General features: G+C 41.3%; 13 protein-coding genes, 1 tRNA gene and 1 other RNA gene. 12 read left to right on the forward strand and 3 right to left on the reverse strand.

From position 1 onward, the window contains the following. Positions 1-180: 180 nt before the first annotated feature. The 9 genes from HGD76_RS14285 to HGD76_RS14330 all read left to right on the forward strand — a co-directional run bounded on the left by HGD76_RS14285 (position 181) and on the right by HGD76_RS14330 (position 11,991). Positions 181-669: a pentapeptide repeat-containing protein gene (locus tag HGD76_RS14285; protein WP_168652006.1), complete on the forward strand. Its 489-nt coding sequence runs from the start codon at positions 181-183 to the stop codon at positions 667-669. Continuing rightward, on the forward strand, positions 660-1,796 hold the full coding sequence (locus tag HGD76_RS14290; protein ID WP_168696190.1) for a 5-(carboxyamino)imidazole ribonucleotide synthase: 1,137 nt from the start codon (positions 660-662) through the stop codon (positions 1,794-1,796). The genes HGD76_RS14285 and HGD76_RS14290 overlap by 10 nt, the downstream gene beginning before the upstream one ends. Positions 1,797-1,858: 62 nt before the next feature. Further along, positions 1,859-2,043, forward strand: a non-coding RNA gene (gene ssrS / locus HGD76_RS14295) — 6S RNA. A gap of 436 nt (positions 2,044-2,479) precedes the next feature. Continuing rightward, positions 2,480-2,941, forward strand: coding sequence for a ribosome maturation factor RimP (gene rimP / locus HGD76_RS14300; RefSeq protein WP_148761132.1), 462 nt, complete (start codon positions 2,480-2,482; stop codon positions 2,939-2,941). A gap of 511 nt (positions 2,942-3,452) precedes the next feature. Continuing rightward, a complete protein-coding gene (nusA, locus tag HGD76_RS14305; RefSeq protein ID WP_210422301.1) occupies positions 3,453-4,730 on the forward strand; it encodes a transcription termination factor NusA in 1,278 nt (425 codons plus the stop codon). A gap of 212 nt (positions 4,731-4,942) precedes the next feature. Continuing rightward, positions 4,943-5,212, forward strand: a complete 270-nt coding sequence (locus HGD76_RS14310; protein WP_015083448.1) for a YlxR family protein — start codon at positions 4,943-4,945, stop codon at positions 5,210-5,212. 439 nt (positions 5,213-5,651) lie between these two features. Continuing rightward, positions 5,652-8,747, forward strand: coding sequence for a translation initiation factor IF-2 (gene infB / locus HGD76_RS14320; RefSeq protein WP_168697448.1), 3,096 nt, complete (start codon positions 5,652-5,654; stop codon positions 8,745-8,747). A gap of 515 nt (positions 8,748-9,262) precedes the next feature. Then, entirely contained in the window at positions 9,263-9,508 is a 246-nt protein-coding gene (locus HGD76_RS14325; RefSeq protein WP_148761133.1) for a hypothetical protein, read from the forward strand. Positions 9,509-10,344: 836 nt separating this feature from the next. Continuing rightward, on the forward strand, positions 10,345-11,991 hold the full coding sequence (locus HGD76_RS14330; RefSeq protein ID WP_041458655.1) for a DUF1565 domain-containing protein: 1,647 nt from the start codon (positions 10,345-10,347) through the stop codon (positions 11,989-11,991). 45 nt (positions 11,992-12,036) lie between these two features. Here the strand turns inward: HGD76_RS14330 and HGD76_RS14335 are convergent, their stop codons facing one another. After that, the gene (locus HGD76_RS14335) at positions 12,037-12,300 is read right to left on the reverse strand and encodes a DUF3493 domain-containing protein (RefSeq protein WP_168696191.1); all 264 of its coding nucleotides are present in this window, start codon (positions 12,298-12,300) and stop codon (positions 12,037-12,039) included. A gap of 33 nt (positions 12,301-12,333) precedes the next feature. Between HGD76_RS14335 and HGD76_RS14340 the strand changes: the two genes are divergently transcribed. After that, positions 12,334-12,405: transfer RNA gene (locus tag HGD76_RS14340), tRNA-Thr, on the forward strand. A gap of 487 nt (positions 12,406-12,892) precedes the next feature. Continuing rightward, complete coding sequence (locus HGD76_RS14350; RefSeq protein WP_168696192.1) at positions 12,893-13,531, forward strand: Uma2 family endonuclease; 639 nt, start codon at positions 12,893-12,895, stop codon at positions 13,529-13,531. Positions 13,532-13,649: 118 nt separating this feature from the next. On the opposite strand, the gene HGD76_RS14355 is transcribed toward HGD76_RS14350, so the two are convergent. Continuing rightward, positions 13,650-14,417 carry a pantothenate kinase gene (locus HGD76_RS14355; protein ID WP_233467239.1) on the reverse strand — a complete coding sequence of 256 codons (768 nt, stop codon included), beginning with the start codon at positions 14,415-14,417 and terminating at the stop codon, positions 13,650-13,652. Between the two features lie 272 nt (positions 14,418-14,689). On the opposite strand from HGD76_RS14355, the gene lepA reads away from it, so the two are divergent. Continuing rightward, a complete protein-coding gene (gene lepA, locus HGD76_RS14360) occupies positions 14,690-16,501 on the forward strand; it encodes a translation elongation factor 4 (protein WP_168696194.1) in 1,812 nt (603 codons plus the stop codon). A 368-nt stretch (positions 16,502-16,869) separates the two neighbouring features. Here the strand turns inward: lepA and HGD76_RS14365 are convergent, their stop codons facing one another. After that, a complete protein-coding gene (locus HGD76_RS14365) occupies positions 16,870-17,493 on the reverse strand; it encodes a PEP-CTERM sorting domain-containing protein (RefSeq protein ID WP_168696195.1) in 624 nt (207 codons plus the stop codon). Between the last annotated feature and the right edge of the window lie 16 nt (positions 17,494-17,509).

The following is a 17,509-nucleotide window of genomic DNA, read 5'->3' on the forward strand; positions in this document are numbered from 1 at the left end:
AATGAATTATTGTAATAATGCCATCTTTTACTATAAAATATGTAAGCATTCAGCTAAAAGTGGATATTCAGAATGCTAATCAATTCAATTCTTGCTGATAGCTGACGGCTGAATGCTTACCAAAATATTAACGTTTATGCAAACCCTAACTTGTCAAGTATCAATTTTGACTCATCAACTATGTTTTGGCAAAAGAGCTTAGGATGGATTTTAGGAATTATGGTTTGGTGCGTTGCACAGCCAGCATCAGCAGATTGGACTCATCCTTTATCATATAGCAATGCCGAATTGTCGAGACAAGATTTTTCGGGACAAAGTTTACAAGCTGCGGAATTTTCTAACGCTAACTTAGAAATGGCTAACTTTACAGGTGCGGACTTACGAGGAACAGTTTTCAGTGCTTCAGTCATGACAAAAGCAAATTTACATGGAGCAGATTTAACAAATGCGATGGTGAATGAGGTAAAATTAATAGGCGCTGATTTAAGTAATGCCGTTTTAATCGAAGCTCTTTTACTCCGCACCGTCTTTACAGATGTTAATATCACAGGTGCAGATTTTACGGACGCAATTTTAGATAAAGCGCAAATTAAAGAGCTATGTCAAAAAGCCAGTGGTGTAAATTCTCAAACTGGTGTAGAAACTCGTGAGTCCTTAGGATGTCAATGAAACTTGGTATAATTGGTGGTGGACAACTGGCTTGGATGATGAAAGATGCAGCAGATAAGCTGGGAGTAGAATTAATAGTCCAAACTCCTAGTCCCAATGATCCAGCCGTATCTATTGCCCAACATAGCATTTTTGCCGCAGTTGATGATGCCGCTGCCACAGAAATTTTAGCGACAAAGTGTGATATCGTCACCTTTGAAAATGAATTTGTTAACCTTGCGGCTTTATCACTGCTAGAAAAACAGGGTGTTTGTTTTCATCCTCAACTAGCAGCTTTAGCACCTCTGTTAGATAAATATGAGCAACGGTGCTATTTACGGGATTTAGGTTTACCAGTTCCCCAGTTTTTGGCATTATCAGGGGAAAAAAAGCTAGAATCTCAAATTGAAAATTTGGGTTTTCCTGTGGTTCTCAAAGCCAGAAGACATGGATATGATGGTCAAGGAACTTTTATCATTCCCGATTTTGCAACTTTATCAAAAATAGTTAATCAAACTCATAGCCAGTTTTTAGTCGAAGAATTTGTGCCTTTTACCAAAGAACTGGCTATAATTGCCGCCCGTTCTGTAAATGGGGAAATTGTCATCTATCCAGCGGTAGAAACTCTCCAGAAAGAACAGGTTTGTCGGTGGGTAATTGCCCCCGCTCAAATCACCCAAGAGCAAAGTTTGCAAATTGAAGCGATCGCCCATAAACTATTAACTAGCCTCCAATATATAGGAGTCTGTGGCATTGAATTATTTCTCACCGCCGAAGGTAAAATCTTAATTAATGAAATAGCACCACGTACCCATAACTCTGGGCATTTTTCCCTGGATGCTTGTGAAACTTCCCAATTTGAACAACACCTGAGAGCAGTGTGTAGTTTACCATTAGGCAATACTAGATTACATTGTGCTAGTGCCGTGATGGTTAATTTGCTAGGATATGAAAACAGCCATTGTGACTACCAAAAACAACGTCAACAATTAGCAAATATTCCCCAGGCTACTGTTCATTGGTACGGAAAAACAGAAGCTCGTCCAGGGCGTAAGCTAGGACATATCACCGTTTTATTAGATCAAGATCACACTAATGGAGTAGAGGAGATTATACACAAAATTGAATCTATCTGGTATCCCCAGTAGAAATTTGCCAAAATTTTCCCAAAATAAACACACAAACTATTTTTCAAAGCTATAATGAGTTAGTTGCACTACGACGATTGGTGACTGCCGTCAAGTTTTTTGATCTATGTCTTTAACAACAAGGGAGCTAAACAATTCTCGTGGCAGTATACTGGGCTTGTACCCAGAAACTTTAAATGAGAACCCTCAGTTCCCACCTGGTTTAACCAGGTCATAAACTTAGGTAAAACGGCGTTGTGGTGAACTAAAAAATTTTAGCTCCCCGGTTGATAAAACTGGGGAGCTTTACGATATATACCTTAAATTTAGAGGTAAAAAGCAAAATACGGAAAGAAAAAGATTTTCCCAATCACCAATGACAACTGACAAATGACAACTGACCGAAAAGACGGGACACAAGCCCCGTCCTTCCAGGACGGCTTTATGTTAAAATTTGGTCGTAGTCGCCATAGGGCATTGGGAGACTTTAAACGGACATGGAGGGACGATAAGACCACTTGTGGCGTGTTCTGGCGAAGTGTCAAGAATCACTGCACCTTCAGGTCGGTGAGTATGTCAATAACTGAAGAAATAAGCTACACTCATTTTAGGGGCGAACTCATACAGTTCGTCAGAATACTTCTTGGAAGATATCCCTATCGCAGGAAGTGGGTTGAAGCCCACTTTTTTTATTGAATTCTCCCATGACTCATCCTTTAATACCACAAATTATTGATTTGGCGACACCAGTAGCCGCAGAACTAGGATTGGAAGTTGTTAGTATAGTTTTTCATACGAACCAAAGCCCCCCAGTCTTGCGAGTAGATATCTTTAATCCTCTACAGGACATTGGCCTGGATGATTGTGAAAGGATGAGCCGTGCCGTTGAAGCCTCATTAGATGCGGCCGATATCATTCCAGACGGTTACATATTGGAAGTATCTAGTCCTGGTATTTCGCGGCAACTGGTAACAGACAGGGAGTTTATTTCCTTCAAAGGATTTCCTGTAGTTATTTCTACTTCCCCACCCTCCGAACAACAGCAAGAGTGGATAGGTCTATTGATTAGCCGGGATGAAACTACAGTTTACCTTAATCAAAAGGGTCGTGTAGTAAAAATTCCCCGTAACCTCATTACCAAAGTCCAAATAGATGAGCGTAGCTAATCAATTTTAGATTTTAGACGTTGGATTAGGGACTGGTAAGTGGTAATTGAGAAGAAGTAATTGGGGAAAAGAAAACAATTATTTCTTAACAGTTATCTAATTTTGCTGACTGCTGACTTGACACTCTCCGCTCTAAAGAGATTGTCAATGTATAGTGTTGAGCCGTTAGGCAACATCGGGTGTTTGTACAGGTTAATTACCCTTACCTGTTAAAGACATTGTAACACCATAAGTCACTGAGAGATTTATCCCCTCTCTCGCTTAAAAAACACCCAAACATAAAAACCCAAAAAGGTTTTAGATTTTAAGTCTAGGGTCAGAAACGGTAAGTTCTACCGAGATTGCCTGTGGAGCGGAAAAACCTCTTAGAAGCCATTCTAAGACCGTGATGAAGCAGGAAGTAAACACTAAGGTTATCGCTGTCCAGATGTGTCTAGACTTTGGTAATTTTGGGTAAGTTTTATAGAACGGTTTTAAGCCTACTTTCTTATAAAATTTTAGGAGACTGCGTATGTCAATGGTGACTTTATCGGGATTAAAAGAGCTAATTGAAAGTATTAGCCAAGAACGAAACTTACCGCGTTTGGCTGTACAAGCAGCTATTAGAGAAGCCTTAATTAAGGGTTACGAACGTTATCGTCGCGCCCAAAATTTAGAACGCAGACAATTTGATGAAGAGTATTTTAATAATTTTGAAGTAGAACTGGATATTGAGGGTGAAGGATTTCGGGTTCTTTCCACCAAAACCATTGTTGAAGCAGTTGCTAACACTGATCATCAAATTTCCTTAGATGAAGTCCAGCAAGTAGCCCCAGAAGCCCAACTGGGAGATTCTGTAGTATTGGATGTCACCCCAGATCAAGGAGAATTTGGGCGCATGGCAGCCATGCAAACGAAGCAAGTATTGGCGCAAAAACTGCGAGATCAACAACGCCAAATGGTGCAAGAAGAGTTTCAAGAATTGGAAGGCACGGTTTTACAAGCTAGAGTATTGCGATTTGAACGTCAATCTGTAGTTTTGGCAGTTAGTAGCGGATTTGGACAATCAGAAGTAGAAGCCGAATTACCCAAGCGAGAACAGCTACCCAACGATAATTATCGGGCTAATGCTACCTTTAAGGTATATCTAAAAAAAGTTTCCCAAGGGCAGCAACGAGGTCCACAATTGATGGTATCTCGTGCTGATGCAGGTTTGGTAGTTTATTTATTCGCCAACGAAGTCCCAGAAATTGAAGATGAGGTAGTGCGAATTGTGGCTGTAGCGCGAGAAGCTAACCCTCCCTCTCGTTATGTGGGACCCCGCACAAAAATTGCTGTTGATACCCTAGACCGCGATGTAGACCCCGTTGGTGCTTGTATTGGTGCGCGGGGATCACGAATTCAGGTGGTAGTTAATGAATTACGCGGTGAAAAAATTGATGTGATTCGCTGGTCTCCAGATCCAGCTACCTATATTGCCAATGCGTTGAGTCCAGCAAAGGTAGATGAAGTCAGACTCATGGACCCCGAAAGTCGCCAAACTCACGTTTTAGTGGCTGAAGATCAACTGAGTTTAGCTATTGGTAAAGAAGGGCAAAATGTGCGGTTAGCTGCCCGTCTCACTGGTTGGAAAATTGATATTAAAGATCAGGCTAAATATGATGAGGAAGCCGAAAATACTAAATTTGCAGCGGTGAGAGCGCAATATCAATCCCAAAATGATAGGGATGACAGGTCTGACCGAGAAGATGCAATGGCAGAAGAATTAGAATTGGATGAGGATAGATTTGACAATAGCGAGGAAGATTAATTCCCCAAATTTATCTGCAATAATTTGAAAAAGGAAGGGGAGCAGGGAGCAGGGAGCAGGGGGAATATTTCTTCCCAATGACAAATGACAAATGACAACTGACAACTAATAACTAACAAATGACAAATGACAACTGACAACTGACAACAGGCATTAAAAAATACATTGTTTAGTATCCCCAAGATATCTAACTTAAATCTGGCAGAAGACTGATGAAACCGAACTATCGGCGTTGTATTAGTTGTCGTCAAGTCAACTTGAAACAAGAGTTTTGGCGGATTGTCCGCGTCTTTCCATCTGGAAAGGTACAATTAGATCAGGGCATGGGGCGTTCTGCCTATATCTGTCCGCAAGAGAGTTGCCTACAAGCAGCTCAGAAGAAAAATAGACTAGGGAGATCGCTGCATGGAGCAGTGCCAGATACAGTGTATCAAACATTGTGGCAACGTCTAAATCACGGCGATCGCCAAGATCGCATTTAATGGTAACAACTAAAATTGCGATAGTCTCTCAAGATATTATGACAAAAGCCGAACTATTCGGTCTCTGATCATAACCTTTAGTATCGTTCAAGTTAATGCCAAAATAGTAAATGGATGTAACCAGCTTTCTCGATCTCCTTTTTTGGACAAGACGCAAGGCATTACTCCCAACAAGTTTTTTTTGATTGTATTGTGGAAGACTCACAAATCAGCAAAACAAAAAAACCAAAAATGGCGACCTGGTAGCGTCAAATCGCAGTTCTGCATCAACCATCATTCCTGGTGGAGATGTCAGTATTAACCCGAAACATCTCTCTTTCCTAACTGGAGTCACCGGCAATATCACCAAAGGCAACCGAAAAAACAGTGATCAAAGGGTGGAGATGTCACAAACCAGGCAACCATCCGCTAAAACTGTAAATTAAAGGGGAAAGAGTGGATGAACAACGGAAAAGTGAGAATCTATGACTTATCAAAAGAATTGAATTTGGATAATAAAGAGCTACTAGCAATTTGCGACCAGCTCGATATTGCGGTTAAAAGCCATAGCAGTACGATTTCCGAAGCGGAAGCTGAACAAATTCGTAGCGCAGCCGAAAAAGTCGCTGCTACGAATTTAGCCTCAAAAAAGGAACAAAGTACAAATGGCCATAAACCAAATTCATCTCAAAACCGTACCAGCGCCCATCACAAACAGCAAATTCTAGAAATTCGCAAACCGAAAATATTGATAAACACTACCACCAACTCAACCGATATCTCAGTTGCTACTGACGCTACTGATGCTAATCCGCCGGCACCTCCAAGGCCTTTTGCTACACCAGTCTCATCTATGAATATAAAGCCGGCGGCACCAACTCGACCAGTACCCCGGAATCAATCTGAGACTCCACTTAAACCTAATCCTACCCAACCAGAACAGGTATCTAATCCTGAATCGGTTACAGAAAAGGTGAGAGCGGAAAAATCAGAGAAAATATCTACTCCCAGAGCCAAACCAGAGAAACCGCAAAAACCCCAGTTGGTTTCTCCTCCTGCTAGAGTAGATGGCGCAAAAGCGGCAGAAACACCAGTTTTAGGAACATCAGAAAAACCTCTTCTCAAACGCGATCGCTCACAGCCTGCTGAAGAAGATCCTCAGCCAGTGAGAAGTAAGGTTAATAGACCTTCATCTGATCAAAGTTCACCATCTGCACCACCTAGACCTAGTCGGGCTAATTCAGGAGCGCCGACAAGACCAGAACAACGCAGTGGTAGACCATCCGTTGGCGGTGATATCCAACGCCCTAGACCTGCCCGTCCCAGTGAACCAGCAGCCATTCCCACGGCAACTCCACCCAGACATCATGCAGGTGGCGCGAAAAAAGAAGGATTGGATGAAATACCAGTAGCACCCGATCTTTTGGATTTAAAACGCCCTACACCCCCTCGTTTGAACAAGGGTGGGAAAAAATGGCAAGAAGAAGAAATCATTGACGAAATCAAAGAAAAAGCGAAGGTTGGACCCAAAGGCAAACGGGTCAAACAAATCGTAGAAGATGATTTAGATGAAGATGATTTAGATGAAGACGGTCTAGAAAGTTCCGCAGCCACTCAAGTTAGTCTCTCCATTGCCCGTCCTCCCAAACCCAAAGGGACTCGCTCCGGTATGCCAACTGTAGCGGTTGTGGCTGCTCCTACCACTAGAGGTAAAAAATCTAGTTCTTCCCGTGACCACAACAATCGTCGGCAAGAAAATGTAGAGCAAAAACCAGATCGTCCAGCCACACTAGATGTTACTGGTCCATTAACAGTCCAGGAGTTGGCTGAGTCCCTCGTAATTGCCGATACAGAGATTGTCAAAATCCTGTTTATGAAGGGGATGGCTGTCAGCATCACCCAAAATCTGGATATTCCGACGATTACCCTAGTCGCCAAAGAACTAGAAGTAGAAGTCCAAATTGTCGAACGAGAAGCTGAAGCCCGGAAAGTCACGGAAATGATTGACGTGGCTGATTTGGCTCACCTCATTCGTCGTCCCCCAGTTGTCACCATCATGGGTCACGTAGACCACGGTAAAACCACTCTCCTTGACTCTATTCGCAAAACCAAAGTTGCGTCTGGGGAAGCGGGCGGTATTACCCAGCATATCGGCGCATATCATGTTGATATCGTCCATGAAGGTAAACCACAGCAGATTGTTTTCCTCGATACTCCTGGTCACGAAGCTTTCACAGCGATGCGTGCTAGAGGAGCTAGGGTGACAGATATTGCCGTTTTAGTCGTAGCTGCTGATGACGGTGTTCGTCCCCAAACAATTGAAGCTATTAGCCACGCTAAAGCTGCAAACGTTCCCATTGTCGTTGCTATCAACAAGATTGATAAAGAAGGCGCACAGCCAGAACGGGTTAAACAGGAACTTACCAATTATGGTCTCACCGCTGAAGATTGGGGTGGTGAAACAATCATGGTTCCCGTTAGTGCCATTAAGGGCGAAAACCTCGACACCCTCCTAGAAATGATTATGTTGGTGTCGGAAGTAGCCGAACTATCCGCTAATCCAGATCGGGTCGCAAAAGGAACAGTCATTGAGGCTCATTTGGATAAGGCGAAAGGTGCAGTTGCTACCTTGCTGATTCAAAACGGTACTCTCCACGTTGGAGATATGCTGGTCGCTGGTTCAGCCTTCGGTAAAGTCCGGGCTATGGTAAGTGACCGAGGCAAGCGTGTAGATGTTGCTAGTCCATCCTTTGCTGTGGAAGTATTGGGTTTAAGTGATGTCCCTGCTGCTGGTGATGATTTCGAGGTCTATGAAAACGAGAAAGAAGCTCGTTCTGTAGCCAGCGATCGCGCCGACAAACAACGTCAATCCCGCTTGTTGCAAGGTCGTGTCACTCTCACTACCCTGTCAGCACAAGCACAAGAAGGCGAGTTAAAAGAACTCAACTTGATCCTCAAGGGCGACGTGCAAGGTTCTGTGGAAGCTATTATCGGCTCTCTCCGCCAAATTCCGCAAAACGAGGTCCAAATTCGGATGCTTTTGGCTACGGCTGGAGAAATCACGGAAACAGACATAGACCTGGCTGCGGCTAGTAACGCCGTCATTATTGGTTTTAACACCACTTATGCCAGTGGCGCTAGACAAGCTGCGGATGAAGCAGGTGTAGATGTTCGAGAATATAACATCATCTACAAACTCTTGGAAGATATCCAAGGTGCTTTGGAAGGTTTACTCGAACCAGAGTTGGTGGAAGAACCCTTGGGACAAACAGAAGTCCGTGCTGTCTTCCCAGTTGGTCGTGGCGCTGTTGCCGGTTGTTATGTTCAATCTGGTAAGCTCGTTCGCAACTGTAAGGTGCGCGTCCGTCGCTATAACAAGGTAGTTTACGAAGGTGTTCTCGATTCCCTCAAACGGATGAAAGAAGATGCCCGTGAAGTCAACGCAGGTTATGAATGTGGTATCGGCATTGATAAGTTCCATGACTGGGTGGAAAATGATATCATTGAATCCTACCAATTGGTAACTAAACGTCGGACTCTGACTATGACTAAGTAGTGACGTGCATCCAGCGTTGAGTGCTGAGTTAATGAGTGTTGAATTGAGACTGTTCCGAGTTCAACACTCAAATAATGTAAACTCAGCACTCCGTCCAATAGGAGTTCAGGAGTCAGGAGTCAGGAGTCAGAAGAAGAATGAAGAAGAAGGAAGAAATGAAAAAGAAGAAGGAAAAAGAAGAAGGAAGAAGTAAAAACCTGTTCTAGTCCGAGTTTTATTATCAATTCATGTCTTACCCCCTTGGGTTGCTATAAATTTTAAAAAAATTCTCTGTTTAATTGAAAACAAGTTGTTTTAGAAATTTCTCGCATAAAATTCCGCATTTAGTGATGAATGAGACAGAATTTTCAGGTGTAAAACCATTATCCTGAAAGAAGATTAAACAAAAATTTTCAATTTTAGGTTTGGGTGACTAGATTTACGTGTTCCCCTTGTGTGTGAAATCAATTATCAATCTGAAATCTAAAATCCCAAATTGTCTAATTCTGGAAGTGAAAAATAAGGAATGAGGAATTATGGCTCAATTTCCAACTTCTAGCGATTACGCGCATACTACTGACAGTACAGTCTCTGTCAACGGTGAGCGTAAAGATCACCAATTATCTGCTAATACTCAATTTTGGCATAACCTGAAATACGTGATTTCTGCTAGTTCCGGTTTTCAAAGATGGCAATTAGAATGTAACGCCAAATTACAAAGTTTACGTCTAGATCAACAAGTACAAATGTATTTACGAGAGACTTTAGAAACTTTAGCTTAACCGACAGAAGCCCCACGTCTGACCCGATAGGGCAGCGGGGGATGAATGGCGCGTGAATTGACGACGGTTTTCCGACCAACGCGACAGCAAGGAAGGAAAACATGGAGACAATTCACAAAATTTGTGTTATGAATTGAATATCTCGGCAAGGCGAGAGAATAGCGATAACCAAGCTAGATACATGATCATTTTTGTTGATTAACCTTGATTTTGCCTTTGGAACGAGGGGTCAGCCTATCGCCTTAACATCAGTCTTGTTGTTCTCGAAGAGCAAAAAGCTGTTAACTGGGTAGGAAGCCTATACTTACCCGCAAGGGAAGTGTAGGTAGTTCACCTTATTAACCCTTTGACCGAAAAGACGGGACACAAGCCCCGTCCTTCCGGGACGGCTTTGTGTTAAAATTTGGTCATAGTCGCCATAGGGCATTGGGAGACTTTAAACGGACATGGAGGGACGATAAGACCACTTGTGGCTTGTTCTGGCGATGTGTCAAGTGTTTCCCCGCACCTTCAGGTCGGTGAGTATGTCAAAAATATTTACTCCTTGCTTTCAGCAGGGAAGTTGAGGATAAGAAATCTTATCCTCAATTTTTATGTAGGAGCAATACCTTGTCTATTTCTTGGGTTTCCTTGCGTCAACCCAACCTTGTATCTTAGAGGTATGTTAGAGGATAAAAGTTACTGAACTGTTAAGTTACTTTGTTTTTTTTAATCACAATTTTAGCGGAATAAGTGATAATGATCCGGTATAGTTTGTCATGGGTTTTACAGATGTACATCTGTTACCTTACATTCTTGTGAAAGTACCATCATTAAACACATTATTCACTAAAAAAATGAAAAATCAGGGTTTTCATATTTCTCGTTTATCTTTACAAACCAGCCTGACAGCTTTGTTATTAGTTGCTGGTAGTTCTACCCTCATACTCAGTCAACTTAAAGCTGGCGCTGCTCCAACTTTAACAGCCCAAGTGCCAGCCAATGGCACTGTCATTTACGTTAACTCTGCCACTGGAAAAGATACTGCCGCTAATGGAACTACAGCAGCCCCCTATAAAACCATCACCTTTGCCCTTTCTAAAGCTACAGCCGGGACAGTTGTTCAGGTTGCCCCTGGGAACTATAGTAAAGAGAGTGGTGAAACATTCCCTCTTGTCCTCAATTCTGGAGTGACGCTTCAAGGTAATGAGTCTAACAAGGGTGAGGGAATCTTAATTAGCGGTGGTGGTTATTACACTAGTCGCACTTTTGCCAGACAGGATATTACACTGTTAGCGAATAATAGCACTATTATTACAGGTTTAACTTTTACCAACCCGAATTCACGGGGAACGGCTGTATGGGTAGAATCCAGTAACCCGGTGATCAAAAATAGCACATTTATTAACAGTGTCAGAGAAGGAATTTTTGTGACAGGTACGGGAAATCCCCAAATCGAAAATAACATCTTTTTGAAAAATAAGGGCAATGGAATTTCTGTAACTAAATCTGCCCAAGGTGTGATTCGTGGCAATTTATTTCAGGATACTGGTTTTGGTGTAGCAATTGGTGGTAGTTCTACACCTTTATTAGAAAGTAACAACATTACCCAAAACACAGACGGTCTTTTTATCTCGGAAACTGCCAAACCTATCCTCCGTAAAAATTCCATTCGCGGTAATAAACGGGATGGTATTGTCGCTACTATTAGTGCAGTTCCTGACCTGGGTACAAGTGAAAATCCTGGTGGCAATCTCATCCGTGATAATGCTCGCTATGATTTGAACAATGCTACTAAAGCTGGCAAAATTGTCGCTATTGGTAACGATATCAACGAGAAGCGGATTTTTGGTGCTGTTGATTTTGTCGCGGCTAAAGTGACTACACCTCCCGATAACAATACTGGGAATACTGGAAATACTGCTTTTAAAGATGTGCAAACAGGTTACTGGGCAAAAGCTTACATTGAAGCTTTAGCTGCCAAAAATATTATCGCTGGTTTTCCAGATGGTAGTTTTAAACCCAATGAACCTGTAACTCGCGCTCAATTTGCTGCTATCATAAATAAGGCTTTTAAACCTTCAGCAACACGCCAAGGAATTGCTTTTAAAGATGTTAAAAGCAATTATTGGGCTTATAGCGCCATTCAAACTGCTTCTAGTAGTCCGTTTCTATCTGGTTATCCCGATTTAACTTTTAAGCCAGAACAACAAATTCCTAGAGTGCAAGCCTTGGTAGCTTTAGCTAATGGTTTGGGTTTAACTGCGAATGGTCAGACTGTGATTAACTTCTATACTGATGCTAGTCAAATTCCCAGTTATGCAGTTGGTCCAGTAGCAGCAGCAACTTCACGGCAATTAGTTATTAATTATCCCACTGTTAAAGAGCTTGCACCTAAGCGTCAAGCAACTAGAGCGGAAATTGCGGCTTTTGTATATCAAGCCTTGGTTAATGCTGGTCGTGTTCAAGCAATTAATTCTCCATATCTGGTAACTGGCAAGTAGGCAGGGGGCAGGGGAATATTTATCTTCCCAGTTGCCTCTTGTCTGTCATTTATTCCTGCTGTTTTCCCATTTCCAGAGAAACATCATTAACCCAATTACTCCTAGTTGGATGGCGAAATTAGGCGCTGCTTGTTCTATATCGCGTCCTGCTAGGAGTTGAAAAAAGAAAACGAATGCACCAATAAAGCCGGAAGCACCGACACCAATATAAATAAATTGCCTTAACCCCCGATAGGGTGCGGCTGCTTCGGCTTTGAGACGTTCATATTGTTGGGGGTTGAGATTTTTTGGAGAATTTTGTTCCATCATCAATAAATTATGTTACGATGTTTGACTATGTACGCCGATGTGGCTCAGGGGTAGAGCAACTGATTCGTAATCAGTAGGTCGTGAGTTCAAATCTCATCATCGGCTTTAAGTAATATAACAAGACAAGCAACGGACTGAAAGGTTGTGTCGTGCTAACTCTGACTTTTTTGAACAATATCAGGAGAAAGCAAGGGTTTGGGGGTGTTCAGGAATTGAGGGACGCTGTGAATCAATTGCAAAATTTAGAAGAACAAATAAAATTAAAATGATTTTCTCTGTCTTCATTAAAATTAATTTTAGATTTTTCTCTACCTAAAGTAGTTACGAAAGTTAAACAGCAGATTCAAAAAATTAAGGATGAGTCAAAACAGTTTCCAACTGAAGAACAAATTCACCGCAAAATTGGTAAGGATGAAAAAGCGAAAGGTGATGCTATTTACTGGGCAATTTATAATCTTGACCTGAAAAACCCCAATAATCAGAGGGATTTTGAACATTTACCCCCAGAGCAACTGGTAACTGATATATTAGAGAAAGATCGGCGAGTTGCTGAAATTATGTCTGAGATTAAAGCAATTTTGGAGCAGTAACAATGTTAGGTTTACTAGAAAAGTTGAGTTGCTGGGAAGAATTAACAAGTCAATCAGCATTAGATAATGTTGATTCTGACCAAATTTTACTGATGAATGGGATTAACTGGAATATATATGAGACAATGTTACAGAGATTTGAAAATACTTCTCATTATCGGTTTAAATATTTAGAAGGTACTTTAGAAATAATGTCTCCTAGTCGTCGCCATGAGTTTGATAAAAAGCTAATTGCTTTATTATTAGAAACTTATTTTATGGAAAAGGATATTGATTTTTATCCTTTAGGTTCAACTACTTTTAGAAAGGAAGCGTCCGCTAGAGGTATTGAACCAGATGAATGTTATTGTTTCGATTCAGAAAAATCTGTTCCTGATTTGGCTATTGAGGTGGTTGTAACGAGTGGGGGAATTGATGATTTATTAATTTATCAAGGTTTGGGTGTACCGGAAGTTTGGTTTTGGCAGAATCATCAATTTTCTTTATATTTTTTGCGGGGTGATAAGTATGAGAAAATATCTAAAAGTGAATTTTTACGGGATTTAGATTTAACTCTGTTAGCAAGTTTGCTTTTGTCTGGTGAAAAACCAAAAGATTTAATCTCAAAGTTCCGTGAAAACATCCGTCGGAGTAATTCATGAATTGCCCCTACAAATATACAAATAATATGATTTATGTGCTTTTGAGTCTAAAGTCTAGTACAATGATTTGCCGAATTTACAAGTAATACTAATCGGAAGAAATAAGAGTTTTAGAGATTTATTGCCTAATTACTATATTTCCAACTCCCTCAAATATCAAATTATTATCTACAATTAATCGGTTTGCTATATCTGGAAACTGTTGCTGAAGATAGTTTTTTAATAAATGACTATCACCACCAGTTATCACAATCTGACTATGAGGAAATAACCGCCACCAAGCCTCAAGAAAATCCTTTATCCCACTTAATAAAATGTAAATTACTCCACTTTGAATTGCATCTGATGTATTCATGGCAAAACGTGGTGGTAAAGATGTCATTATCCTAGTTTCTAATAATGGTAATTGTCCGGTTTTTTGTCCTAAACTGGCAAATTGTAACCCTAAACCCGGCAAAATTGCCCCACCAACCAAACATTGATGATTGTCTGCACCTGTAAAAGTCAATGCTGTGCCCGCATCAATTACTAATGCGGGAAATCCCCAAGTTATTCCCGCACCCCATACAGCTAAAGCCCGATCAATTCCTAGCGTGGGATACATTCCCCCTAATGGTACATTTTCCAAGGTAATCAGACGCAAATGAGGGTAAATTTGCCAAAGTGCGGTTTGACTGGGAACGACAGAAGCGAGAATCAGAGGGATAGGATCATCTGGGATAATGGGAAGATTGGTAGGTAGAGAAATCGCTGTCAACCAATTATCTAAGGTTGGAGATTCAGCTAATTGTTGAATAACAGATGCAGATAGATGAAATGTGTCCCCAGTTGAGTATAAGATATTATCTCTGAACAATGCCCAATGCAGGCGGGAATTACCGACCATTAATACTAAAGAAAGATGCTGTTGCTCTTTTAAGGGCAGATGATTTCTCACACTTTTAATTTTCTCAACTTAGTTATAGCTTTTTTCATAAAAATATGGCTGGGAAATTTGTGGTAATCTATAGTGTAACTGCCGTACAGGAGTCAGGAGCAAAAATCAAAAAATTCTTTCCCTCGCGTTGCTCCCTACCTCTTCCCTTATTCTCTCAGAAAGCATTAAAATACATGAAGTAAATAGCTTTCACTTTGGTTTGCTTTAAGCAAAAATGGTATATGACTGACGTTCCCGCTGCTCGCATTCGTAATTTCTGTATTATTGCTCACATTGATCACGGGAAATCTACTCTCGCGGATCGTTTACTACAGGCGACTGGGACTGTAGAAGATCGACAGATGAAAGAGCAGTTTCTTGATAACATGGATTTGGAACGGGAGCGCGGCATTACAATTAAGCTGCAAGCTGCCCGGATGAATTATACTGCCAAGGATGGTCAGCAGTATGTTCTTAATTTAATTGATACTCCTGGACACGTAGACTTTTCCTATGAGGTGTCGCGCTCTCTAGTGGCTTGTGAAGGGGCATTATTAGTTGTGGATGCGTCCCAAGGTGTAGAGGCGCAAACTCTCGCAAATGTCTATTTAGCCCTAGAGAATAATCTAGAAATTATCCCAGTTTTAAATAAAATTGATTTACCAGGGGCAGAACCAGAACGAGTAATTGGCGAAATTGAAGAAATTATTGGTTTAGATTGCAGTGGCGCAATTTTGGCTTCAGCGAAGGAGGGAATTGGCATTGCGGAGATTTTAGAAACAATTGTCGAACGAGTTCCCCCACCTGCTGACACTGTCAATGAGAAACTGCGGGCGTTAATTTTTGATAGTTACTATGATAGTTACCGGGGTGTAATTGTTTACTTCCGGGTCATGGATGGAACTGTCAAAAGAGGCGATCGCATCTACTTAATGGCATCTGGTAAAGAATTTATCATTGATGAATTAGGCATTCTCGTGCCAACACAAAAGCAAGTGGAAGAACTTCATGCTGGGGAAGTAGGATATTTAGGAGCATCAATTAGAGCCGTAGCTGATGCCAGAGTAGGAGATACCATTACCCTATGCAAAAACAAAGCCACTGAAGCCTTGCCTGGTTACGCAGAAGCTAATCCCATGGTATTTTGTGGGATGTTCCCCATAGACGCAGATCAGTTTGAAGACCTGCGAGAAGCTTTAGAAAAACTGGAACTCAATGATGCTGCATTAAAATATGAGCCAGAAACCTCTAGTGCTATGGGTTTTGGTTTCCGTTGCGGGTTTTTGGGATTACTGCACATGGAAATCGTCCAAGAACGTTTAGAACGCGAGTATAACCTAGATTTAATCATTACCGCACCATCGGTAGTTTACAAAGTTGTCACTAACAAAGGTGAAGAACTGTACATTGATAATCCTAGTCGCTTACCTGAACCGAATGAACGGGACAGAATCGAAGAACCCTATGTCAAAGTCGAAATGATTACTCCAGAAACCTACGTCGGTTCTTTAATGGAGTTGTCGCAAAATCGTCGGGGAGTCTTCAAAGATATGAAATATCTCACCCAAGGACGGACGACAATAACTTATGAGTTACCCCTAGCGGAAGTTGTTACTGACTTTTTTGATCAAATGAAATCCCGTTCTCGCGGTTACGCCAGTATGGAATATCATCTGATTGGCTACCGGGAAAATCCCTTGGTGAAATTGGATATTCTGATTAATGGTGATCCAGTGGATTCCTTAGCGATGATTGTCCACAGAGATAAAGCCTACAATGTCGGTAGAGCCATGGCGGAAAAACTCAAAGAACTAATTCCCCGTCATCAATTTAAAGTCCCCATTCAAGCTTCCATTGGTTCAAAAGTTATTGCCAGTGAAAGTATATCGGCGATGCGGAAAGATGTCTTGGCTAAATGCTATGGTGGCGACATCAGCCGGAAGAAGAAACTGTTGAAAAAGCAAGCCAAAGGTAAAAAACGGATGAAGTCTATAGGTACGGTGGATGTACCCCAGGAGGCTTTTATGGCTGTGTTGCGGTTAGATAAGAGCTAATTCCCAGATTTTTGGTTTATTGCTAAAAACTCGCCTGTATGCAATCGTGAGGGAAATTACAGGCGAGTTTATTGTGAAAATCAGGCAAAAAACGGGTAATAGGTAAGGAGGGGATTTTCTTGCTCTAATTAACTAATGGCAAGATAGTTCTTCCTTATCAATTTTATGATAACATTTTTAAAATTGTTTGTCAACACAATAAAATCACTTTTTTCCCGTTGGCGTTTTTGCGTTTTTTAGCGAAACATTATGGGGTGGTGATGTAAGGAAGGAGGAAGGAGGAAGGAGGAAGCCAGGGAGAGAAGCCAGGGAATAAATTCCCTGTCTTATAGCTAAAGTCGGTTAAAACCGACTGGGGGGTTCAAAAATTATTGGAGATGTCTATTGAATTTACGTTTTGTCCAAACACCAATACCAAAAAGAACTGTACTACTTAATACTGGTAAAGCATCAGTTTCCCAAGGAACGGACTGAATTGTGGCATTACTTAGGGTGAGAGTTGATGAACCTGTTGAATCCCCAGTATCAACAACTCCAATACCGATGTTATAATTTCCCGCAGAAGTGAAGGTATAGCTATAAAGACTATTACCCGTTAAGGTTTGAACGTTATTGTTAATGGTGACAAAAGCTTGATCTGCATCTGTACTTGTGAAATTCCAGTTGAAGCTAAACACATCTCCAGCATTGATATTATTAAAGGTACTTTTAATGGCTGAACCATATTGATTGTCTGGAATAGCAGTTGCAAAATTGGTCGCATTGATACCCAAAAATTGCTCTAAACTACCAGCACCACCACCAGTATCAACGGTATTTGTTGTACCTGATTGAATAACTGTGTTGTTACTACTAACATCTCCAATGGAGCTAAAGGTGTTTAAATTAACTAAGTTAATAGAGTAAGCAGGAGTAGAGATTGATATGGCACTGATACCAGAGGCTAGGGTGATACCGATGGTGATCAGAGGGTTTTTGAATTGAGTTAACATAGAGTTCCTGGTAAGT

Source organism: Dolichospermum flos-aquae CCAP 1403/13F, from assembly GCF_012516395.1.
GTDB classification, from domain to species: domain Bacteria; phylum Cyanobacteriota; class Cyanobacteriia; order Cyanobacteriales; family Nostocaceae; genus Dolichospermum; species Dolichospermum lemmermannii.

Coding starts and splice junctions, on each gene's coding strand:
- HGD76_RS14285 (WP_168652006.1), top strand. CDS start 181: ATGTTTTGGCAAAAGAGCTTAGGATGGATTTTAGGAATTATGGTTTGG.
- HGD76_RS14290 (WP_168696190.1), top strand. CDS start 660: ATGTCAATGAAACTTGGTATAATTGGTGGTGGACAACTGGCTTGGATG.
- rimP (WP_148761132.1), top strand. CDS start 2,480: ATGACTCATCCTTTAATACCACAAATTATTGATTTGGCGACACCAGTA.
- nusA (WP_210422301.1), top strand. CDS start 3,453: ATGTCAATGGTGACTTTATCGGGATTAAAAGAGCTAATTGAAAGTATT.
- HGD76_RS14310 (WP_015083448.1), top strand. CDS start 4,943: ATGAAACCGAACTATCGGCGTTGTATTAGTTGTCGTCAAGTCAACTTG.
- infB (WP_168697448.1), top strand. CDS start 5,652: ATGAACAACGGAAAAGTGAGAATCTATGACTTATCAAAAGAATTGAAT.
- HGD76_RS14325 (WP_148761133.1), top strand. CDS start 9,263: ATGGCTCAATTTCCAACTTCTAGCGATTACGCGCATACTACTGACAGT.
- HGD76_RS14330 (WP_041458655.1), top strand. CDS start 10,345: ATGAAAAATCAGGGTTTTCATATTTCTCGTTTATCTTTACAAACCAGC.
- HGD76_RS14335 (WP_168696191.1), bottom strand. CDS start 12,300: ATGATGGAACAAAATTCTCCAAAAAATCTCAACCCCCAACAATATGAA.
- HGD76_RS14350 (WP_168696192.1), top strand. CDS start 12,893: ATGTTAGGTTTACTAGAAAAGTTGAGTTGCTGGGAAGAATTAACAAGT.
- HGD76_RS14355 (WP_233467239.1), bottom strand. CDS start 14,417: ATGGTCGGTAATTCCCGCCTGCATTGGGCATTGTTCAGAGATAATATC.
- lepA (WP_168696194.1), top strand. CDS start 14,690: ATGACTGACGTTCCCGCTGCTCGCATTCGTAATTTCTGTATTATTGCT.
- HGD76_RS14365 (WP_168696195.1), bottom strand. CDS start 17,493: ATGTTAACTCAATTCAAAAACCCTCTGATCACCATCGGTATCACCCTA.